Below are 20736 nucleotides of genomic sequence, written 5' to 3' on the forward strand. Positions count from 1 at the left end.
AAAAAGGGGGTGACAGTTTTTTGCCGCTTCGTTAAGGCAAGTTATTACCTACTTTTCTCGTAAAGTAATAACCTGCCTTGGATAGTATTTATAAATAATCGAATAATGAAAGTTTAGCCAAGCGACCAAAAGTCGCTTGTGAAGCCTGTAAACCAGACTCATGTTTAGTAAGATCGCTGATGGCTTCAGCGGCATCAATCTCAATCAGGCTGGATCTATTTTCTTGATTATTAATATCCAGTGCACTGTTTGAATCGGTCACACGCTCAACCACATTCATCCGTCCACCTAAACCAGCTTGTGTAAATACAATCTGTTCACTAGCATTTTTAAGCTGAATTAAACCATCCGATAATGCTTGGTTAATTTGCGCTTCATCAAGTTGTTCGTCATTTAGGCTAATGATCAAATCTTCTAGTGTATTCAATACATTTTCTTTGCTTGGTTTCTCAAGGGTAAAATCAAGCTGCCCCGGTGCTACACCTTCAAGTTGAATTTCCATACCGGCAAATTCAATCGGCTCATCAGTTACTTCACCAGTCACAGGTGGTACAAGAGGATTACCATCACGTAATATCTCATACTGATCAGGCGATGAAGGGGTCGCACCAGGGATCACATTAACGTTATAGGTATTGATCGTTGGAGAAATAAGCGGATCTGGGTCTGAGTTATAATTATCTTTATGAAAACGATCAAACTCACCTTGATTTTGAACATAAACAGTTCCAGCGGTAATACCGCCTGATGGCGCTCCACCATTCGATACCACATCAAGACGTGCATCAACTCGTTCAAATACATTAAAGCCATTATCGCTTGATTTGATCTCAACGCCTTTTGCAATGGTTACTTCGTGCTGGCCTTGATCGCCTTGGTATTCGTATTTGCCATTAGTGCTATTAAATGTATAAGTTTGAATATCGTCTTGATAGCCAGAGAAAAGGTATTTCCCCCCTTCAGATTGACTATTCATTAAGTTAAGCAGCGATTTTTGCAATTCTTTTAGTTCACTGGCAACCGAAGCCAAATCACCTTTATCTAACGAACCATTGCCCGCTCGTATAGTTAACATTTGCGCTTCTAAAATAGTGTCGTTCATACCTTGTAATAAACTTTCTTCGGTTTCTAAACGCCCTTTTAGCTGGTTAATATTCTTCGTCAGCTGCTCATTAGTTTCTATTTTATTGGTGTACAACATACCCTGCGAAATAGCAGCAGGGTTTTCTGAGGTACTCAAATATTTTTGACCTGTCGTAACGCGCTCCTGCGCACCAGCTACATTTTGTTGATTCTCAAGTATTTTATTAATGTTATTTTGATACATTAAATTATTTGATAAACGCATAATTACCTCGCCGCACTCAGTAAAGTGTCAAAAATAGAACGTGCTGCAGACAGTACTTGAGCCGATGCAGCATAAGATTGCTGAAAACGCAGCAAATTAGCTGCCTCTTCATCTAAATTTACGCCGGATAACGATTCATACCAGGCTTCTGATTGCTGTGCTAAAGCATCAAATGCCGCCCCGTTGGTTTTTGCTTGACTGGTTACTACACCAACATCGGTTACTAATCCAGCATAGGCCTGGTTCAAGGTTTTATGATTATCGGCTGAGGCACTTGCTACCACATTTTGACGTACTAAATCGCTATTTTGTAAGTCAGCGAGTTTTTGACCATTACGGTTATCATCAAAACCGCCTTCATTAAATTCTAAATTAAAGGTATCACCTGTAGCCGGTACCCCTTCAATATTAAAGTCAAAACCATAGCCATCATAAGGAGGCCCCGCTTGCGCCAAAATATTGTTAGCAGGCGGTGTAACCGTAAACGTGGTTGTACCATTACCATCAGTAAGTTGATATTCGTTAGCATTAGCAGTTTTAACAATGTTAATAGGACCATTTGCTAAGCCTAAAGGGTTTGTAAAACTGCCGGTAGTTACATCGCTCACATCACCCGGTGAAATAGTCCCAGTGCCTGTATTATCAAGCCCGTCTGCTGTTCTAATTGGAGAGGCCAATGCAATGTCTTCTCCTCGACCTGTTGTCAGCGATATATTGCCAGCCGCGCCACTATTAAGTTTTATCTGAAATTGATCACCGGCATTACCGGCTCCGGTTACGTTTAGCTCTAAACCAAACGACTCCCCGCTGGTGATTGCCGCAGAGTCAATAATGCCACTCGGTGGAATAACAGCTAACGATGCACTGCCTAAAGGCTCGCCTTTATTATCTATTGGCTGAATACTTACTTCGTTAGGGTTCCCCGTATAGGTGATCACAAAATCACTCGCTGGTAGTTCACTGCCTTTACCAGCTTCAACGGTTGCTGACATATTAGCTGTTCCGGTATTTGCTTGATAAACAAAAGCACTGACCGTTGGGATATCAAAAATATCGCCTCCAAGCTCACCGTTTGCATCCATTCCTAAACGGTTTTGCTGATTAAACGAATCAGCAAGCGCAATGCCCATCTGACCTATTTGATTTTGTGCAGGCACCAAAATATCGTCTCTAAATGCCAATAAGCCACCAATTTTACCTTTGAGTTTAGTGGGATCTATTTCTAGTGGAACTGCTTGGCCACCATTTACATCTAAGCGTAACTCTTTAAAATTGGCATCGGGATCGCCACTAATCGAAAACAAGTTAAATGAACCATTTTGCATAACAACCGCTTCACCTGTGCCCATAAATACTTGTTTTTCACCATTAGGGCCATCGAGTGTTTCTATATCAATTAGTTTTGATAAATCACGTATTGCTTTATCACGCTCGTTGTAAGCTGAGCTAGCATCTGCTTCGTTTTTAGTGCCATGAACACCCGCAATTTCTTGATTTAACGAACTAATACTTTCGATTAACGTATTCGCCTCTTCAGAAAATATTTCTAATTGCTCATTAACCACTGCTTTTTGCTCTGAAACAATACCTGCAAGCCGGTCCATTTGATCAATCAGATTTTGCGCATCACTCATCACCAATGAACGAGCAACCGTAGATGAAGGTTGGTTAAGTGCTTCTTGCACGTTGTTAAACATCGAGTTGATACTAGTTGATAAGCTGTTTGATTTTTCTGAAAAAATTTGATCAACCCGACTCGCCTCGCTAACAAATTGATCAAAAAAGCTTTTATTTGAGGTATCTCGGTTTAATTGCTTTTGTGCAAACTCATTTAATAACCGGTACGTTTGACCGCGGCCCACCTGATTATCAATCATGGTAGTAAATTCAGTGCGCTCTCGTACATACCCTTCAGTATTAACGTTTGCGATGTTTTTACTTGTCGTTTGCAATAACTCAGAGTTTGCTCTTATTCCTGAATTAGCAATATTTAATAAATTAAACGACATGTTACTCTACTCCTTGGCGGATAACGCTTGTGGCGATATTCTTTAACTCGTTACTGTTAAGCACTCTTTTTATTTTGTCTGCATAGTTAGGGTCGGTTGCATAACCGGCTTGCTGTAAAGAGTCTAAAAATTTGTGCGGCTTTGCTGTATTGTTTAATGCATCTTGATAGCGAGGGTTCTGTGTTAAAAAATCCACAAAATCATTCACGCTATCTTTTATTGAGTCATACGCTCTAAAGCTTGCTTGCTTTTTAACTGCAGCGCCTTGCTCAAACTCTAAAGTGACCTTACTGGCTTTTTCGCCCTGCCAACTTTTATCTGACTTTATATTGAATAAATTATTTGAGCTATTGCCATCACCTTTACTGATAATATGTTTACCCCAACCAGTCTCTAATGCTGCTTGCGCAACCATAACCGCCGGATTTAAACCAATTTTCTTAGCCGCTGTTTTTGCGTGTTCCCATACGGTGCTTACAAATTCCTCAGCATTTTCAAATGTGCCAGACGCTATGTTTTGTTCGCTTTTTTCAGTTGAATCAACGAGCGGCACTTTTTCAGTGACCTTTTGGTTTTCTTGATGAGGTAAGGTGCTACCCGCACGTTGGTCACTAAAGAAATCTGACGTTGTACGAAGAACAGAGCCTGGCATAAAGTTTTTTCCATCTGGCGATAGTTGCTGCACAATTAAATCTGCAAGACCTAAAGAGCCATTTGATGAAAGCTCTGTAGCCATCTGTTGGTCGTGCATTTCTTCAAAAAACTTCACGCCACTTGCATTAAATGGGCTTTCTTTGTCTTCAAAAGCCTCATTGGCTTTACGCATACTTTTCAGTAGCATTTGGGTGAAGATAGCTTCAAATTGTGCCGCCGCTTTTTTTAACGCCGCTTTAGATGCATCGGTTGATGCATCACCGCTGTTTAAAGCATCTCGACGCAAAGAGTCTAAGTTGCCTAAATCAAAAAAGTTTTGCTTATCTAGATGATTTGTTTCCATCAGCTTTTTGACACAATAATTAATAATACCTAGTTAAATGCAATAATTGAGCCAAAAGAAGAGTAGCGATGAAAGGTTAAGGATGAAAGGTTAAGGATGAAAGGTTAAGGGTTAAAGACCCTAGGGCTTAGGGTCTAGAATCTTATAAAACTAAATTACAACAAGCTGACCGTTAATTGCACCGGCTTCTTTAAGTGCTTCAAGAATCGCCATTAAATCGCCAGGGGCAGCGCCAACTTCATTAATAGCACGAACTAAATCATCAAGGCTTACACCTGGGTCAAATACAAAAGCACGTGAATCATCTTGATTAACGTCAATAATACTTTGTTGGGTAACCACTGTTTCCCCCTCAGCTAGAGGATTTGGCTGCGCCACATTTTGTTGCTCAGCAATGGTCACAGTAAGGCCACCATGTGTAATTGCCGCAGGTTGTAATTTTACATTTTTTCCAATAACTATAGTGCCGGTACGTGAGTTAACAATTATTTTTGCCGAAGTATCCGCAGGCTTAAACTCTAAGTTTTCAAGAGTTGATAAATACGATACACGTTGCGAGGCATCACGAGGTGCAATAACGCGAATAGAAGCTGCATCGAGTGCTTGAGCGCTATTTGGGCCGATTAAATCATTTATGGTTTTCTCTAAACGTTTAGCAGTAGTAAAATCAGGGCGGTTTAAATTAAAGGTAATATAGTCGTTTTGCATAAATGGGCTTTTAACAGCACGTTCAACCGTGGCACCATTTGGTACGCGTCCTACCGTTGGCGTATTAATCACAACGCGACTACCATCAAGGCCTTCAGCGCCTAAGCCACCTACAATTAAACTGCCTTGAGCGATGGCGTAAACATTACCATCAACCCCTTTTAGGAATGTTTGTAATAATGTACCACCGCGCAGGCTGCCTGCACTGCCAATCGATGACACAGTAATATCTATGGTTTGCCCTGGCTTTCTAAATGGAGGGAGTTCAGCATGAACAGCAACCGCTGCAACATTTTTAATTTTTGGCTTTAAACTAGAAGGTAACGTAATACCAAAACTATTGAGCATGCCTTTAAAACTTTGTTCGGTAAAACGGCTTTGCTCACCGGTACCCGGTAAACCAACAACCAATCCATAGCCCACTAATTGGTTTGAGCGCACCCCTTCGACCATAGACACATCTTTAATTCGCTCAGCACTGGCAGTAAATTGCCAGCCTAGTAGCACCATAAAACAAAAAACTTTAAAACCATTCATGTTGAATGTCCTCTAAAAGGGAAACAATGAGCTACTAAAGAAACGCGTTAACCAACCCGGGCTTTGTGCCTCTTGAGTTTGACCCTTACCTGAATACTGAATACGCGCATTCGCAATACGATTAGACTCAACAGTATTATCAGCATTAACATCTTGTGGACGCACTAACCCCTCTAAGCGAATAAATTCTTCACCGGTATTTAGCGTTAGCCATTTTTCACCGCGAATCACTAAATTACCATTTGGTAATACTCGCATCACGTTAACCGAAATATCGCCAACTAGGCTGTTTGATTGATTTGATTTTGAGTCACCTTTAAACGACGCATCACTACCAACCCCAAATTGAATACTATCGCCACCAATATTAACCGGTAAACCACCTAAACCAATAACAGGATCGAGGCTAGCATCTGTTTGTTTATCTGTTTCTGTTTTAGCCGCTTTTGTGGCTTGGGTTGACTCTTGCAATTTAACAGTAATGATATCGCCTGTTCTAAGTGCTTTCTTATCGGCATATAAGTCATTCGATAACTGAGTACTGAATAAAGAGCCAGTTGCTACCACTGGCTCCATATTAGGCTCAGGATACATAGGTGCATAGTAGGGATCGTCCTGCACTACTTCATTATTTTGTGTAGATACACAACCGCTTAACAGTAAAGTCCCTACTGCAAATAACATGATATTACGCATACAATCCCCCAAGACTATAATTGTTGATTGATGTAGCTCATCATTTCATCAACCGCTGAAATTACCTTTGAGTTCATTTCGTAAACTCGCTGAGTTTCAATCAAATTAACCAACTCTTCGGTCACATTTACATTTGATGTTTCAAGTGAACCTTGAATAATTGTACCTAAGCCCTCAACCCCCGGGTTACCTTGAACAGGTGCACCACTTACTGCAGTTTCGGTATAAAGGTTTTGCCCTATAGGCTCAAGGCCCGACGGATTGATAAAATCACTAATAGTAATTTGACCAATAACCACGTTTTCGGCTTGACCTTTAATGCGAACTGACACTTCACCATCTTGAGATACGGTGATTGACTGTGCATCATCAGGCACATTCATTTCAGGCTGAACAACGTAACCGGCACCCGAAGTTACAACTCGCCCCTCACCGTCGGTGGTAAACTGACCGTTACGCGAATAGGCAATATTGCCATCAGGCTGTAAAACCTCAAAAAATCCAGGACCAGAAATCATCCAATCTAATGAATTTTCAGTGGTGAGCATGTTACCTTGGGAAAAGTTTTTCTGATTAGCGACCACTTTCGTACCCGCGCCCAACATTAAGCCTGACGGCATTTCGGTGTCTTGCGATGAGCGACCGCCTGGTTGATTAATATTTTGGTAGAGTAAGTCTTCAAAAATAGCGCGGCTTTTTTTGTAACCCACTGTACTGGCATTCGCTAAGTTATTTGATATAACCGATATATCTGTTTGTTGAGCGTCAAGCCCTGTTTTACTTATCCATAATGCTGGATTCATAATAATATCCTCACGTTATAGTTAAACGATGCGCATCAGCTGTTCTTGACGTTCGTCAATCTCTTCAGCTGTTTTCATCAGTTTTACTTGTAATTCAAATTGGCGTTGATGACTGATCATATCGACCATTTCATGCACAGGATTTACATTCGATTTTTCTAATGTGCCGCCTAATACTTGTACATTGGCTGATGTTTCAACTATTTGGCCTGGTTTAGCTCTAAATAAGCCATCGTTACCCTTCTCGAGTGTAGCGTTGTTTGCATCAACTACTTTTAGCCGATCAACTTCTTCTAAAAAGTTAGCCGGTGCACCTTGAGGGCGAACTTGAATAGTGCCATCTTTGCTAAATTCAATTTTTTCAATCGGTACAGGTAATATGACTGGCCCACCTTCGCCAATAACTTGACGACCGTCGCTGGTAGTCAACATTCCTTCAGCCGTTATATTTAACGAACCCACTTTTGTATAGGCTTCATTACCAGAGGCATCCTGAACACTCAGCCATGCGTTATCACTCATAGCAATATCAAGGCTGCGACCTGTTTCGACAACACCGCCCGATGTCATGTTTGATCCTGGGCGCTCCTGCATAGCAAAAACACGAGTCGGCAAACCTTCACCGAAAGCCTGCATTGACCGTGCTTGCGCAAAATCAGATTTAAATCCAGTGGTATTCGCATTTGCCAAATTATTGGCTTTAAGAGCAAGCCCTTGCATGCTTTGTTTAGCGCCAGATGCCGCTATGTAGACCATTTTATCCATAACATCGACTCATTAAGAAATCTATGTATGAGTAAATGCAATATAAGTGCCAAATTAAATTTAAGTGTGAATAAGATTTTAGGAGAGGAATAAAAAAGGCTGCACTAAGCAGCCTTAGTAAATCAAAATATGATTATCTGATCTGAAGGATGTTCTGTTGAATAGTTGAGTTAACCTCAAGCGCACGAGAGTTTGCTTGGAAGTTACGCTGCGCACTAATCAAATCAACCAGCTCATTGGTTAAGTTTACGTTAGACTGCTCAAGAGCTGACGAATTAATGTTGCCTAGTGTGCCTGAACCTGGCTCACCCGCAATTGGTTCCCCCGAGGTCAAACTTTTTTTCCATGAAGTGTCACCTACTTGCTGCAAACCTTGTGAGTTTGAAAAGCGCACCATGGCAACTTGACCTAAGTAAGTTGAATCACCATTACTGTAAGATGCAACAACTTTTCCATCTGTACCAATATCAATACCCGCTAAGCGACCTACTGTCGCACCATCTTGCTCTAGTGCTTTCACCTCAAAGCGACTCGCATATTGAGTAGGCGTTCTATTTGCAGTACCGGCCTCATCGCGCCAATTAATCGCAATATCATCAAATTGGGCGCCATTAGATAAAATACCCGATAAATTAGTTCCGGTTAAATTAACATCAGTAAAGGTTGGACCAACATTTGGAGCACCATTAGTCGTTGCAGGCAAACCGCTAGCATCAAACCCAAAGGTACTTAGCGGGCTTGGTGTTGCTGTCGCGGCACCAGTTGCATCAAAGGGAGTTTTATCAAGCGTACCATGTACTTGCCATTCATTAGGCGCTGTTTTTACAAAAAAGAATTGTAGAACATGTGGCTCACCAAGTGAGTCATACATTGTGGTCGATGTCGAAGAGTTATAAGTAGTACTGTCTGTTGCATCAAAAGGGACAGCTATTACATCTTCTCGAGAATCGACGTTAAATGATGTATAAACGTTTGAAGTAGAGCGCGGAGAGCCCGAAGAATCTGGTATTTGTAAAGCAGATGAAGTACTAAGACTTACAGAGGTCGTATCACCACTAACTTCATCAACTGGGAAGCTTTGTAAAAAATTACCTTTAGCATCTACAACAAAGTTATCTTTATTAAGCTTAAATGCACCCGCACGCGTGTAGGTAAAGTCTTGTGCGCCTAAGTCTTGACTGGTAGCAAAATACCCCTCACCTGTGATCGCTAAATCCAGTGAATTATTAGTAAACTGCAGCGAGCCCTGATGAAACTGCTGGGCAACCATAGTGGTTTGTACACCATCACCATTTTTCGTTTTACCGGCGCTAAATACTGATGATGCGTATACATCAGCAAATTCAGCGCGAGACTCTTTAAAGCCCGTGGTATTTACGTTGGCAATATTATTGGCGGTAACATCTAAATCTTTTTGTGCGGCAGCAAGGCCTGTTAATGCAATATTGAAGCTCATAATTAACCTCTAACCTAAAAAATATTTAGCCTATTGGCTAAAAAATACATAAAATCTATTACGCGATTTCTGCGACATCAGTCAGCCTAACCGCACCTTCTTTGGTATTAATAATAATGCCGCTTGAGCCATTAATATTAACACTCTCAATATTTTTGAATGAGGCAATTGGTAAGCTAGAGAATTCGCCATCCGTACTGCCTTCAGCTTTAACATTGTATTCACCAGGAGGAAGTCGTTCACCCGCTTCGTTTTTACCATCCCATGCAAAGCGAACCGCACCTGCAGGCTGCGTGCCTAAATCAATAGTTTTAACTAATTGCCCTGATGCATCTTCAATACGAAGCGTTAAATTGTCTACCGGCTTTTCAGCAACAATCGCTCCCTTTACCTCACCCGACTCATTAAGCTCAAGTGTGTCAGACTCCAGCAGCGCTTGCTTACCAACCAGTGTTGATGCTTGCAATGCTGAATTTGATGTCATCGACGCAGCTAAAGACTCAAAGTTAGAGTTTAAATTTGAGATCCCTTCAGCCATAGTAAAGTTTGTCATTTGTGCAATCATCTGATCGTTATCAGCTGGTTTGCTGGGATCTTGATATGACAACTGCTGTGTTAACAACGAAAAGAAATCTTCTTGGGTTAACGCATCACTCTCTTCTTTTTTTGGCACTTGCTTATCTTGCCAACGTAAAGAGTCCATGTAGGATGAAGAAGTACTAATATCGTTACTCATGAGCTACCCTCAGTTACCGCTGACCTAACAGCAGTGTTTTACTTAACATTTGCTTAGCTGCATCAGCAACTTGAACATTTGTCTGATAAGAGCGAGAAGCAGAAATCATATTTGCCATCTCCTCAACAACATTCACGTTGGGTTTGTAAATATATCCATTTTCATCCGCACTCGGGTGATTTGGGTTATATTCGATTTGTAGTGGTTTATTACTTTCAACCACTCCTAACACTTTTACACCAACGGCAGAGCCCTGTGGGTTGCTTGCTGACGCTGACGCTTTTGTTAGCTCCGCAGCAAATACAGGTTGTCGCGCTCGGTACGTCTCATTTTGTGAAGAGCTAATTGTATTGGCATTAGAGATATTACTTGCCGTGGTATTTAATCGCACGTTTTGCGCGCTCATACCAGAACCAGCAATATCAAACACATTATATAAACTCATAATTAGGCTCCTTGACTACCGAGGGCTTTTTTCAGGCCTTTAAATTTACCATTAAGAAACTGGACACTGGCCTGATACTCCATAGCATTCTGTGTATACAAGTTCCGTTCCACTTGTATATCAACAGAGTTGCCATCACCTGTATCTGTTTGATTTGGCGTACGAAATAGTTCATTACTACCTACACTACGGGTACCACCGGCAATGTGTTTTTCATTGGTTCTTACCATGGTATTGCCGCTTAGTTGGTTGGACTTTGCCGTTTTTAATGCTGAGGCAAAGTCGATATCTTTTGCTTTATAGCCGGGCGTATCAGCATTTGCGATATTAGTAGCGAGCATTTCTGCTCTTTGCGAACGGATCAACATCGCATGCGGATGCACGCCTAATGCTTTATCAAAACTGATAGCCATAACTACCTCCAAAAAATTGACTCAGTACCGATAAAGCAATAAATGAGCCAGCAGTGAAAATAGTGATGATAAAAACAAAAAACGACGCAATAGGCGTCGTTTAGAGGAGGGATAATATATTAATGAAGGTCATTTCTTTTGATAAATGATACCAGGGTTACAACGCACCATATCAAAGTCAGTACTTAAACCAGACATAGACTCCGACGCACCTAAAAATAAATACCCCTTAGGGTTAAGTGCTTGAGAGAATTGTGCAATTATTTTGGCTTTCACCTCAGGTGAAAAGTAAATTAAAACATTACGGCAAAATATAATATCGAACTTACCCATTAAAGCGTACGAATCGAGCAAATTTAAATGCCTAAAGCTCACTTGCTTTTTCAATGAATCAACCACTTGTGCCATACCATTGCCGCTGTCTTTAAAAAACTTTTTACGACGTTCAGCAGAGAGTCCGCGAGCCAATGCCAATGCATCATATTCAGCATGTTTACACATATCAAGCATGGTATTTGATATATCTGTACCAATTATTTGTGCACCCATTTTTAAAACACCAGGGCTGCTGGATTGAAACTCAGCAACCGACATCGCTATTGAGTAGGGTTCTTGTCCTGATGAGCTCGCCGCAGACCATATTTTTAATGGCCTATTTAACGTTTTAAACTCAGGGAATAATCTGGTTTTAAGTAACTCAAACGGATACTGATCTCTAAACCACAATGTCTCATTGGTTGTCATGGCATCAACAACGGCTGCGCGCAACTGGCGCTCATGCACACCGAGAGTTTTACTTACCAATTCAGACAACGATTCAACATTAAATCGAGACATTAATGGTGCCAAACGGCTCTTTACCAAATACTGCTTATTTTCACCTAAAACAATACCGCACTGTTGTTCTAAAAATAAGCGAAATTGATCGTATTCGTTTTGCTGCAAATCTTTATTAGTCAAATCAATAACACCTATGTTTATTAATCACGATGAACCCATTTATTAACGGCTGTTGCAAGCTCGTCTGGGTTAAATTTTGCAATAAAATCATCTGCTCCTACTTTTTCAATCATCGCTTGATTGAAAACACCACTCAATGATGTGTGTAAAATCACATGTAGTGGCGCAAGTTTAGGATTAGCTTTGATTTCTGCAGTCAGCGTGTAACCATCCATTTCTGGCATTTCTACATCAGAAATGAGTAGCCCTACTCGCTCTGTAATATCATTTACGCAATCGAGCTCTGCAATTTCTTTTAATCTTATTAAAGCTTCTTTACCATTTTTAGCCAACTCAGTTGTTACACCTAATGGTTCCAATGCTCGTTTTACTTGATTTCGCGCAACAGCCGAATCATCAGCAATAAATACTATTCTCTCGCCTAAATCTTTTTGTATATTACCTTGCGAGGCAACATCATCGCTCACGGTAGTATTAACTGGGCAGATTTCGTTTAAGATTTTTTCTACGTCGAGTATCTCAACGAGCTCATTTTCAATTTCAGTGACAGCTGTTAAATAAGAATAACGACCCGCTCCTGACGGCGGTGGCATTATTTTTTCCCAGTTCATGTTAACTATACGTTCAACACCACCTACTAAGAATCCTTGCACTGTACGGTTATACTCAGCAATTATTATAAAGCCATCTTCTATGCTTTTTATTGGGCGCCCACCTACAGCCATAGATAAGTCAATTACCGAAATAGTTTGCCCACGAATATGTGCTACGCCACGGATATAAGTGTTAGATTTCGGCATGCTAGTCAATGGAGGGCATTGAAGAACTTCTCTTACCTTGAACACATTAATACCAAAGCGCTGACGCCCATTAAGCTTAAATAACAATAATTCCAAGCGGTTTTGCCCAACCAACTGTGTACGTTGGTTTACTGAGTCTAAAATACCTGCCATTTAAATCTCCTAAGAAAACAAATATAAGGAACGATAATTGCTTTCAATTAATAAAGCGTCATAACACAACGGGGGCGTCTAAATTCTGACGCAAAATATTTATACCCTGTTTGCAACCATAAGCATAGTCGAAACATTATGAGTTTGTTAAAAAAAACCAGAAGATACAGTGTTTTTTATTTTCTTGCTAGCCTCTGCTTCGCTTTGCCACTAAAGGCACAAGTATTTAGTAAAGAGTTATTGCAAGAAATGGCTGTATCTTATGTTGCTCAAAAAGCAGTGACTACAAATGATAACAAAATACAGTTTAGCGCATTACCGCTAGATAGCCGCATTCCCGATCGCCAATGTAATTCTGAGCCTGAGCTAATAACGCCAAGTGAGCCTCCCTTTAATCGCCAAGTCACTATTCAAATAAAATGTAACGATAGTGACAACTGGGCACAGTACGTTCATGTCAGAATCACTGAATCAGCACCTGTTGTAGTTGCAACTACCAATTTAGCACGAGGTGAAGTGATTACTCCATCCCATTTAAGTATTGATATGCGCCCTGCACACTTTATCAGAGCGCAGTACCTTGAAGATCCAACGGCTCTTATTGGTAGTCGTAGCAAACGCAACATCCGTGAAGGAATGCCCGTTTTACTAAATCAAATATGTATGGTGTGCAAAGGTGATTCTGTTACAATTTATGCTAATATCAAAGGGTTAAGAGTAAAAACGACGGGTATTGCATTAGAGGATGGCACCTTGGGCGAGCAAGTAAGAGTAGAAAACAAAAAGACAGGTAAAGTTTTAAATGCGCGTGTAGATGGTGTAGAGTCTGTGCAAGTAAATATTTAATATAAATTTATGCTAAAGTATCTTTAATAAATGCCGATATAAAGGCATCAGTTGGGCAATATACGGATTTTTATTATGGTCGGTCAAGTAAATAAATCAAATCAACAACCGAGTGTTTTAACAAACACTCAACAGCAAAAAGTTGATTTAAAAAGAGATAATGCAAATACACAGGCGGCACAAACGCCTTCACCTAAAGCTGCCAGCGATTCGGTGAGCTTAACACCGCAAGCTAAGCAATTAAAATCGTTACAAGAGAAAGCGCAGCAGTCTTCTGGTTTTGATAGCAACAAAGTTGCTGAGCTTAAAAAAGCGATTACTGAAGGTAATTATCAAATCGACAGTGAGAAGCTTGCCAAAAATCTAGCAGACTTTGAGTTTAACGTTTATGGCTGATCACAATAGTTTAATTACAATTAAACTAAATGAGCAAATTACTTGCTTAACAAAACTGAGCGAGTTACTCACTCAGGAGCTTACTGCGATTGCATCTCGAAGAGGTGAAGGTTTAAAAGAAATTGCCCAACAAAAAATGTCTTTTTTAACCAGTGTAAGCACCCTTGATAAAGAACTTAGCAAACTTATTGCCAGTAATGATCAGCAAACAGATGAAAACGCTGACTTAATAAAGCTAACTCGAGAAAAGCTTGAGCAGTGTCAAAAACAAAATGAAGTTAACGCTCACGCAGCGCATCAAGCGCAGTTAAGTGTAAAGCAATTAAAGGGTATTTTAATTGGCGCACCTTCGTCTATGACCTACGATCAAGCCGGTAGCGTAGTTAATACTGACAACAGTATTGTGCGTAACCTAAAAGCCTAAAGAATACTCATAAAAAACGCCTAAACGATTATTCGTTTAGGCGTTTTTTATGAGTAATAACTTGTCGCTTAGTAATAAGTGACTTTTTTCACTTCCCGTGGTTTTATCTCACCGATGTACAAGTCGTGTACGCGCTTCATATTAAGCTCAAGCTCAGTAATATACATATCATTAACGGCATAAGTTTTTATAATTTGCGCGCCTTTTATAATACCTTGCACTTTACTCTGTAAATAATCATCTTGGGCAACAGAGCCTGCGACGGTTGTGCCTGCGGTAATTTTTTGCCCGTACACTTGTTCCGTTAGTTCGCGGTATGCTTCTAGCTTAGAGGCTTTAATTGCCATAAGCTGTTTTTGAGTGTCATTACTTCCCGACTGCAAACTAATGGGCGCGTACCCTATTGCTTTTAATACAGGGTAATTATTTGGCTCAACATATTTATATTCAACGTGCTTATCAAATATATTGCTACAACCGCTTAACGTTAAGCAGCCTAATGTGATCATTAATGGCATTACTCGCATCATACAGGCCCTTTAAAAACTAATTAAACTCAGTTATGCACGTTTAATGCCAGTGATACATATATTCTGTAACAACAAATAATAGTGGTACATTACTTGCTGAGACTCATTAACGCTAACGTTTAATTGGAGTAAGAGTATGAAGTCGTTTTTAAAAGCAGTATTGGCAGGATTAAGCACCACTGCTGTATTAACGTTTTCACCTTTTACCCACGCTCAGTGGTATGAGTCTACAGGCCATGCGGTTATTCAAAATAGCGACATTCCCGGTGCAAAGGCCGCTGCAATAAAAGATGCGATTACCCAAGCCCTTGTATTCTCTGGTGCGCGGGTGAGCTCGGTGCAAACGCTTGTTGATGGTGTTTTAACCCAAGATCAGCTAAAAATAAGTAGCCAAGGCGAAATTCAAAAAATAGAGCTTGTCAGTGAAAACCGCAGTAGTGATGAGTTTGCAATTACCTTACGCTTAGATATCTTTGCGCAAACAGAGCAATGTCCACAAAGTAACTTTAATAAGTTTATAGCCGTCACGCAAAGCCAATTAACAAATCGTGAACAAGCGAGAATGGGTCAAATATTTGACATTAACAAAGCAGTCAGTAAAAACATTTATACCTCGTTGCAAAAATCAAAAATGAGTGCAATACCCGTTGCCTATTTCAACAAAGCTATAAAGGTTGATACCTACTTTAATCAACAGCATGACTATTCAAACAGTCAGTTAGAGGAAATTTCATCACGCAGCAACGCGCAATATGTGCTGTTAAGTCAAATAACCAGTTTATCTACCAGCGATAAACTCAATAGCGACTATGCGTTTTGGCAAGATGAAAGCTATCAGCGCCACTACCAAATAGAGTTTAGCTTATTTAATGGCACCACTTATGAGCCTTTATGGCAAAATAGCTATCAAAGCCAAGCAATTTGGCCATTTGAAAAAACAGCCATTATTGATGTAAATAGTAATCGGTTTTGGCAATCACCTTTTGGCCAAAGCATTAGTGATATAAACCAAACCTTAAGTTACGACCTACAAGCTGCCATGGCCTGTCTACCTACTCAAGGTAAAATAATGCATATGGAAAACAATAAATTAGTGATTAATTTAGGTAAGGCTCATGGCTTAGAAAAAGGCCAACAACTGAGTATTGCCCATCATAATTATTTAACCGACGCACAAGGCAACACTATGCCGCATACCATCACTACACTTAACCGTATACGAATTGAACAGCTTTATCAGCACAGCGCTATTGCCGTTAGTATTAATGATCAGCCTTTGCCGGGCGTACAAATTAATGACATTGTAGAAATTGCCGAGCAATAGCCGCATGTAAAATGCTAAAGCGCCTCGCTTAGTTTAGCCCTTAAATTAGAGTGGGCGCTTAACCACTGAGCCAATTGCTCAACCCCAGATAAGTGCGGGTAATGCTTTCTACATGCAAATACAATATTACGTTGTTGATTAGGAAAAATAGGCAAATAATGAATACCCACTCGTGGTATTGCTGCAAGTTTTGGCACAAATGTAATTCCATCATCCATCGCCACCAGCGCTAATAAAGTCTCAAGGCTATTTCCTTGATACTGGCTGGAAACATCGACCCCTGCCGAAAAACAAAACTGCTGGGCTTGATCTTTAAAGCAATGGCCATCACTTAACATTAGTAGGTTGCAACCTTGCAGGTCTAGCAGTGCCACTTTTTTATGCTTACACAATGCGTTATCGCTTGATACGGCAACTAAAAAGTCTTCTTTATATAAATCAATGGTATGGTAACTTTTAAGTTCAGGTACATCCGCTAAAATTGCAAAGTCGACTTCACCACTTTCTAGCGCAGCTAAAATAGTGGTTGTTTGCATTTCAATAAACGAAAACTGGCTATTTATAAACGCTGCTTTCATTGATGTTAGTAGCGTGGGTAATAAATAAGGCGCAATCGTTGGAATAATACCAATGGTAAGCTTACCCTGTAGTGGTTCATTAGATGTTGCTGCCAGCTCTTTTAATATTTGTGTTTGCTCTAAAACGACAGCTATTTGTGTCAATAAACGTTCACCTTTGGCAGTTAAGGTAACGTGCTTGGTAGAGCGATCAAAAATAATAACACCCAATTCTTGCTCAAGCTTTTTAATTTGCCCGCTTAAAGTAGGCTGGCTTACAAAACAGGCATCGGCCGCTTTACGAAAATGCTTATAGTGGGCAACCGCTTTGACATACTCTAAATCTTTTAAGTTCATATTCACACTCAACCTGATAGTTTACATCTATCAGTTTAATACAAACAAACGATTGGAACTATATTTAAATACTCGCCATAATGGCTATCAACAAATCAAGAGGAACTAAAAAACATGTTAAACAATATTGAAGGTCAAACAATCCCAAACGTAACATTCGCAACGCGTCAAAACGACGAATGGAAATCAGTGACTACAGACGACATTTTTAAAGGTAAAACGGTTGTTGTATTTTCACTACCAGGTGCATTTACACCTACGTGTTCATCAACGCACTTACCACGCTATAACGAACTAGCTGGCGTACTTAAGCAAAATGGCGTTGATGACATTGTTTGTGTATCAGTAAACGATACGTTTGTAATGAACGCATGGGCTGAACATCAAGAGGCGCAAAACATTACCTTACTACCAGATGGTAACGGTGAATTTACCGACGGCATGGGCATGTTAGTTGATAAAAATGATTTAGGTTTTGGCAAGCGCAGCTGGAGATACTCTATGCTGGTTAAAGATGGCGTAGTAGAGAAAATGTTTATTGAGCCAGATTTACCAGGCGACCCATTTGAAGTATCAGACGCTGACACTATGCTTGATTACATCAACCCAACTCAAGTAAAACCAGAAGCAGTTACTCTATTTACTAAGCCTGGCTGTCCTTTCTGTAAAAAAGCAAAAGAGCTACTTACAGCTAAAGGCTTTGCATTTGAAGAAATCGTAATGGGCGCTGGCGCATCACTTACCAGCCTTAAAGCTGTATCGGGCCGTGAAACCGTACCACAAGTATTTATTGGCGGTAAGCACATTGGTGGCTCAGACGACCTAGAAAAATACTTTGCTTAATTAAGTAAATAAAACAGGGGCTGCAACGCCCCTGTTTACTAAAGGAAAAACACTATGAAAGAATTGCAAACCGACGTTGTTGTTATAGGTGCAGGTACCGCTGGTTTAAGTGCCTATCGTAATGCTAAACAATTTACTCAAAACGTACTTATGATTGAATCTGGCCCATACGGTACAACCTGCGCACGTGTTGGTTGCATGCCAAGCAAATTATTGATTGCCGCAGCAGAAGCCGCCCATTCAATAGAAATGGCCCCTGCCTTTGGTGTTCACAGCTCAAAACCGGTTATTGACGGTAAAGCCGTTATGGCACGAGTAAAAAGTGAGCGCGATCGCTTTGCAGGATTCGTAGTAGAAGCGGTAGATGAAATACCTAGCGAAGATAAAATTCGCGGCTATGCACAGTTTTTAGATGCCAACCGCGTACAAATAGACGACCACACCATTATTACTGCCAAGCGCTTTGTAATAGCAACGGGTTCACGCCCTTCTTACCCAGGTGTATTTAATAACTTTGGTGACCGACTGATTATAAATGACGATGTATTCGACTGGGATGATTTACCAGAATCAGTAGCCGTATTTGGCCCAGGCGTTATAGGCCTTGAAATTGGCCAAGCGTTACACAGATTGGGTGTAAAGGTAAAACTATTTGGTGTAGGTGGTGCCATAGGTCCATTAACCGACCCAGTAGTTAAAGATTACGCTAATACCGTATTTGCAGAAGAATTTTATGTTGATACCGACTCAAACGTATCCGACATGAAAAAAGTTGGTAATAAAGCAGAGCTCACCTACACCGACAAACAAGGCATTAAACACACTGAACAATTTGACTACGTGCTGGCTGCAACAGGGCGAGTACCAAACACAGATAAACTAGGGTTAGAAAACACCGGCATAGACCTCGATGAACGTGGCGTACCAACGGCCGATGCCCATACTATGCAATGTGGCGACTCACACATATTTATAGCCGGTGATGCCAGTAACATGATCCCACTGCTTCACGAAGCATCTGATCAAGGAACAATCGCAGGGCAAAACGCAGGCCGTTATCCTCAAGTGCGTGCTGGTTTACGTAGAGCTAAAATTGCCGCTGTGTTTAGCGACCCACAAATAGCCATGGTTGGTGAAAGCTTTAAAGAAATTAGCGAACGATTAGGAAGCTGTGACTGCTTTGAAATAGGCGAAGTCAGCTTTGAAAACCAAGGCCGTAGCCGCGTTATGCTAAAAAACAAAGGGCACATGCGTGTGTATGCCGAGCACGGTACCGGTTTATTTTTAGGTGCTGAATTTATTGGCCCACAAGCAGAGCACATAGCACACTTACTTGCATGGGCTGTACAAAACAAAATGACTGTACCGCAAATGCTAGATATGCCTTTTTATCACCCTGTTATTGAAGAAGGTCTACGCACTGCACTGCGTGATTTAAACGCTAAATTAAAATTTGGCCCAGACATTATTAACCATTGTATGGAATGTGGCCCAGGCGCATAACACATCACTAATACACACTTGCTACTCAAAGCCAAAACCATTGTTTTGGCTTTTTTTATGTTAAAAACTGGTATATAAAATGGAGTTTAAACTGCTACACTCAGATTAATAAACAAACAAAAATGGACCGAAAATGAGCAATAATAAATATAGACTTGTCACTCGAAGCGATTTTGACGGCCTAGTGTGTGCCGTATTACTTAAAGATTTAGACTTAATCGACGATATTTTATTTGTGCATCCAAAAGACATGCAAGACGGTAAAATAGCCATTACCAGCAACGACATTACCACTAACCTCCCCTATGTTGCCGGTTGTCATATTGCATTTGATCATCACTTGAGTGAAACCGTTCGTAACGCAAGCGATATAAAAAACCACATTATTGACCCAGATGCGCCCTCTGCAGCACGCGTTGTTTATGATTATTATGGCGGTGCAGAGAAATTCCCTAATATTTCAACTGACATGATGGAAGCGGTCGATAAAGGGGATTCTGCACAATTTTCAAAAGACGAAATTTTAAACCCAACAGACTGGGTACTGATGAACTTTATTATGGATGCGCGCACAGGACTTGGCCGTTTTCGTGAATTCAAAATTTCTAATTACCAGTTAATGATGAAGTTAATTGACGCCTGTAAAGATCACAGCATAGAACAAATACTAGCTATGGAAGATGTTGCCGAGCGTGTTGCGTTATACCACGAGCACAACGCACAAGCTAAAGAGCAAATAGACCGCTGTTCATCAATACACGACAACTTAGTGGTACTCAATTTAACCGAAGAAGAAACCATATTCGCCACTAATCGCTTTGTTATTTATGCCATGTTCCCCGAGTGTAATATTTCAATTCATAAAATGTGGGGGCTTAAAAAGCAAAATGTGGTGTACGCCATTGGTAAATCAATCACCAATCGCAGCTCAAATACTAATGTTGGCGAGTTATGCCTTAAATACGGCGGCGGCGGCCATTTAAATGCCGGTACTTGCCAAGTAGACACTGACAAAGCCGAAGAAGTATTGAGTGAGCTGATTACTACGATTACCAGTGATGGCTGATTTATAGCCTCGGGGTTCGGGGTTCGGGGTTCGGGGTTCGGCAAAGTATTTTATAAAGCGGGCT

The 20736-nt window shown here is 40.6% G+C and carries 22 protein-coding genes; 7 read left to right on the top strand and 15 right to left on the bottom strand.

Annotated elements, in window-relative coordinates; all coding sequences use genetic code 11:
* Positions 1 to 88: 88 nt before the first annotated feature.
* The 13 genes from flgL to ABZP26_RS12135 all read right to left on the bottom strand — a co-directional run bounded on the left by flgL (position 89) and on the right by ABZP26_RS12135 (position 12826).
* Positions 89 to 1348, bottom strand: a complete 1260-nt coding sequence (gene flgL, locus ABZP26_RS12075; RefSeq protein ID WP_013465585.1) for a flagellar hook-associated protein FlgL — start codon at positions 1346 to 1348, stop codon at positions 89 to 91.
* A gap of 2 nt (positions 1349 to 1350) precedes the next feature.
* The gene (gene flgK, locus ABZP26_RS12080; protein ID WP_058155111.1) at positions 1351 to 3357 is read right to left on the bottom strand and encodes a flagellar hook-associated protein FlgK; all 2007 of its coding nucleotides are present in this window, start codon (positions 3355 to 3357) and stop codon (positions 1351 to 1353) included.
* 1 nt (position 3358) lies between these two features.
* Positions 3359 to 4354 carry a flagellar assembly peptidoglycan hydrolase FlgJ gene (gene flgJ, locus ABZP26_RS12085; RefSeq protein ID WP_008113076.1) on the bottom strand — a complete coding sequence of 332 codons (996 nt, stop codon included), beginning with the start codon at positions 4352 to 4354 and terminating at the stop codon, positions 3359 to 3361.
* Positions 4355 to 4504: 150 nt separating this feature from the next.
* Positions 4505 to 5599, bottom strand: coding sequence for a flagellar basal body P-ring protein FlgI (locus ABZP26_RS12090; protein WP_036953616.1), 1095 nt, complete (start codon positions 5597 to 5599; stop codon positions 4505 to 4507).
* Positions 5600 to 5611: 12 nt separating this feature from the next.
* Positions 5612 to 6295, bottom strand: a complete 684-nt coding sequence (gene flgH / locus ABZP26_RS12095) for a flagellar basal body L-ring protein FlgH (RefSeq protein WP_013465588.1) — start codon at positions 6293 to 6295, stop codon at positions 5612 to 5614.
* A gap of 14 nt (positions 6296 to 6309) precedes the next feature.
* Positions 6310 to 7098 carry a flagellar basal-body rod protein FlgG gene (gene flgG, locus ABZP26_RS12100; RefSeq protein WP_013465589.1) on the bottom strand — a complete coding sequence of 263 codons (789 nt, stop codon included), beginning with the start codon at positions 7096 to 7098 and terminating at the stop codon, positions 6310 to 6312.
* Positions 7099 to 7119: 21 nt separating this feature from the next.
* Positions 7120 to 7863 carry a flagellar basal body rod protein FlgF gene (locus tag ABZP26_RS12105; protein WP_013465590.1) on the bottom strand — a complete coding sequence of 248 codons (744 nt, stop codon included), beginning with the start codon at positions 7861 to 7863 and terminating at the stop codon, positions 7120 to 7122.
* 133 nt (positions 7864 to 7996) lie between these two features.
* Positions 7997 to 9319 carry a flagellar hook protein FlgE gene (gene flgE, locus ABZP26_RS12110; RefSeq protein WP_013465591.1) on the bottom strand — a complete coding sequence of 441 codons (1323 nt, stop codon included), beginning with the start codon at positions 9317 to 9319 and terminating at the stop codon, positions 7997 to 7999.
* 58 nt (positions 9320 to 9377) lie between these two features.
* Positions 9378 to 10055: a flagellar hook assembly protein FlgD gene (locus ABZP26_RS12115; RefSeq protein WP_013465592.1), complete on the bottom strand. Its 678-nt coding sequence runs from the start codon at positions 10053 to 10055 to the stop codon at positions 9378 to 9380.
* 13 nt (positions 10056 to 10068) lie between these two features.
* The gene (gene flgC / locus ABZP26_RS12120) at positions 10069 to 10500 is read right to left on the bottom strand and encodes a flagellar basal body rod protein FlgC (RefSeq protein WP_013465593.1); all 432 of its coding nucleotides are present in this window, start codon (positions 10498 to 10500) and stop codon (positions 10069 to 10071) included.
* 2 nt (positions 10501 to 10502) lie between these two features.
* Positions 10503 to 10913 (bottom strand): flagellar basal body rod protein FlgB, encoded by a 411-nt coding sequence (flgB, locus tag ABZP26_RS12125; protein WP_013465594.1) that lies wholly within the window; start codon positions 10911 to 10913, stop codon positions 10503 to 10505.
* A 129-nt stretch (positions 10914 to 11042) separates the two neighbouring features.
* Entirely contained in the window at positions 11043 to 11873 is an 831-nt protein-coding gene (locus ABZP26_RS12130; protein ID WP_013465595.1) for a protein-glutamate O-methyltransferase CheR, read from the bottom strand.
* Positions 11874 to 11893: 20 nt separating this feature from the next.
* Positions 11894 to 12826 carry a chemotaxis protein gene (locus ABZP26_RS12135; protein ID WP_013465596.1) on the bottom strand — a complete coding sequence of 311 codons (933 nt, stop codon included), beginning with the start codon at positions 12824 to 12826 and terminating at the stop codon, positions 11894 to 11896.
* A gap of 138 nt (positions 12827 to 12964) precedes the next feature.
* Between ABZP26_RS12135 and flgA the strand changes: the two genes are divergently transcribed.
* From flgA to flgN, 3 genes are all read left to right on the top strand, one after another.
* A complete protein-coding gene (gene flgA, locus ABZP26_RS12140; protein ID WP_016899218.1) occupies positions 12965 to 13672 on the top strand; it encodes a flagellar basal body P-ring formation chaperone FlgA in 708 nt (235 codons plus the stop codon).
* A gap of 75 nt (positions 13673 to 13747) precedes the next feature.
* On the top strand, positions 13748 to 14068 hold the full coding sequence (gene flgM / locus ABZP26_RS12145) for a flagellar biosynthesis anti-sigma factor FlgM (protein WP_013465598.1): 321 nt from the start codon (positions 13748 to 13750) through the stop codon (positions 14066 to 14068).
* Complete coding sequence (gene flgN / locus ABZP26_RS12150) at positions 14061 to 14492, top strand: flagellar export chaperone FlgN (protein ID WP_128583555.1); 432 nt, start codon at positions 14061 to 14063, stop codon at positions 14490 to 14492. The genes flgM and flgN overlap by 8 nt, the downstream gene beginning before the upstream one ends.
* 68 nt (positions 14493 to 14560) lie before the next feature.
* Here the strand turns inward: flgN and ABZP26_RS12155 are convergent, their stop codons facing one another.
* Complete coding sequence (locus tag ABZP26_RS12155; RefSeq protein WP_010387855.1) at positions 14561 to 15019, bottom strand: LPP20 family lipoprotein; 459 nt, start codon at positions 15017 to 15019, stop codon at positions 14561 to 14563.
* A 139-nt stretch (positions 15020 to 15158) separates the two neighbouring features.
* Between ABZP26_RS12155 and ABZP26_RS12160 the strand changes: the two genes are divergently transcribed.
* A complete protein-coding gene (locus ABZP26_RS12160) occupies positions 15159 to 16346 on the top strand; it encodes a flagellar assembly protein T N-terminal domain-containing protein (protein ID WP_013465600.1) in 1188 nt (395 codons plus the stop codon).
* A gap of 14 nt (positions 16347 to 16360) precedes the next feature.
* Here the strand turns inward: ABZP26_RS12160 and ABZP26_RS12165 are convergent, their stop codons facing one another.
* Positions 16361 to 17260: a LysR substrate-binding domain-containing protein gene (locus ABZP26_RS12165; RefSeq protein ID WP_368484982.1), complete on the bottom strand. Its 900-nt coding sequence runs from the start codon at positions 17258 to 17260 to the stop codon at positions 16361 to 16363.
* A 114-nt stretch (positions 17261 to 17374) separates the two neighbouring features.
* On the opposite strand from ABZP26_RS12165, the gene ABZP26_RS12170 reads away from it, so the two are divergent.
* The 3 genes from ABZP26_RS12170 (at position 17375) to ABZP26_RS12180 (ending at position 20672) form a co-directional block, all read left to right on the top strand.
* Entirely contained in the window at positions 17375 to 18103 is a 729-nt protein-coding gene (locus tag ABZP26_RS12170; protein WP_008466566.1) for a glutathione peroxidase, read from the top strand.
* Positions 18104 to 18157: 54 nt separating this feature from the next.
* Positions 18158 to 19606 (top strand): dihydrolipoyl dehydrogenase, encoded by a 1449-nt coding sequence (locus tag ABZP26_RS12175; protein WP_013465602.1) that lies wholly within the window; start codon positions 18158 to 18160, stop codon positions 19604 to 19606.
* Between the two features lie 133 nt (positions 19607 to 19739).
* Positions 19740 to 20672, top strand: coding sequence for an exopolyphosphatase (locus ABZP26_RS12180; protein WP_013465603.1), 933 nt, complete (start codon positions 19740 to 19742; stop codon positions 20670 to 20672).
* Positions 20673 to 20736: the final 64 nt, after the last annotated feature.

It is taken from the genome of Pseudoalteromonas sp. SD03, assembly GCF_040937955.1.
GTDB lineage: Bacteria > Pseudomonadota > Gammaproteobacteria > Enterobacterales > Alteromonadaceae > Pseudoalteromonas > Pseudoalteromonas tetraodonis.

Coding starts and splice junctions, on each gene's coding strand:
- flgL (WP_013465585.1), bottom strand. CDS start 1,348: ATGCGTTTATCAAATAATTTAATGTATCAAAATAACATTAATAAAATA.
- flgK (WP_058155111.1), bottom strand. CDS start 3,357: ATGTCGTTTAATTTATTAAATATTGCTAATTCAGGAATAAGAGCAAAC.
- flgJ (WP_008113076.1), bottom strand. CDS start 4,354: ATGGAAACAAATCATCTAGATAAGCAAAACTTTTTTGATTTAGGCAAC.
- ABZP26_RS12090 (WP_036953616.1), bottom strand. CDS start 5,599: ATGAATGGTTTTAAAGTTTTTTGTTTTATGGTGCTACTAGGCTGGCAA.
- flgH (WP_013465588.1), bottom strand. CDS start 6,295: ATGCGTAATATCATGTTATTTGCAGTAGGGACTTTACTGTTAAGCGGT.
- flgG (WP_013465589.1), bottom strand. CDS start 7,098: ATGAATCCAGCATTATGGATAAGTAAAACAGGGCTTGACGCTCAACAA.
- ABZP26_RS12105 (WP_013465590.1), bottom strand. CDS start 7,863: ATGGATAAAATGGTCTACATAGCGGCATCTGGCGCTAAACAAAGCATG.
- flgE (WP_013465591.1), bottom strand. CDS start 9,319: ATGAGCTTCAATATTGCATTAACAGGCCTTGCTGCCGCACAAAAAGAT.
- ABZP26_RS12115 (WP_013465592.1), bottom strand. CDS start 10,055: ATGAGTAACGATATTAGTACTTCTTCATCCTACATGGACTCTTTACGT.
- flgC (WP_013465593.1), bottom strand. CDS start 10,500: ATGAGTTTATATAATGTGTTTGATATTGCTGGTTCTGGTATGAGCGCG.
- flgB (WP_013465594.1), bottom strand. CDS start 10,913: ATGGCTATCAGTTTTGATAAAGCATTAGGCGTGCATCCGCATGCGATG.
- ABZP26_RS12135 (WP_013465596.1), bottom strand. CDS start 12,826: ATGGCAGGTATTTTAGACTCAGTAAACCAACGTACACAGTTGGTTGGG.
- flgA (WP_016899218.1), top strand. CDS start 12,965: ATGAGTTTGTTAAAAAAAACCAGAAGATACAGTGTTTTTTATTTTCTT.
- flgM (WP_013465598.1), top strand. CDS start 13,748: ATGGTCGGTCAAGTAAATAAATCAAATCAACAACCGAGTGTTTTAACA.
- flgN (WP_128583555.1), top strand. CDS start 14,061: ATGGCTGATCACAATAGTTTAATTACAATTAAACTAAATGAGCAAATT.
- ABZP26_RS12155 (WP_010387855.1), bottom strand. CDS start 15,019: ATGCGAGTAATGCCATTAATGATCACATTAGGCTGCTTAACGTTAAGC.
- ABZP26_RS12160 (WP_013465600.1), top strand. CDS start 15,159: ATGAAGTCGTTTTTAAAAGCAGTATTGGCAGGATTAAGCACCACTGCT.
- ABZP26_RS12165 (WP_368484982.1), bottom strand. CDS start 17,260: ATGAACTTAAAAGATTTAGAGTATGTCAAAGCGGTTGCCCACTATAAG.
- ABZP26_RS12170 (WP_008466566.1), top strand. CDS start 17,375: ATGTTAAACAATATTGAAGGTCAAACAATCCCAAACGTAACATTCGCA.
- ABZP26_RS12175 (WP_013465602.1), top strand. CDS start 18,158: ATGAAAGAATTGCAAACCGACGTTGTTGTTATAGGTGCAGGTACCGCT.
- ABZP26_RS12180 (WP_013465603.1), top strand. CDS start 19,740: ATGAGCAATAATAAATATAGACTTGTCACTCGAAGCGATTTTGACGGC.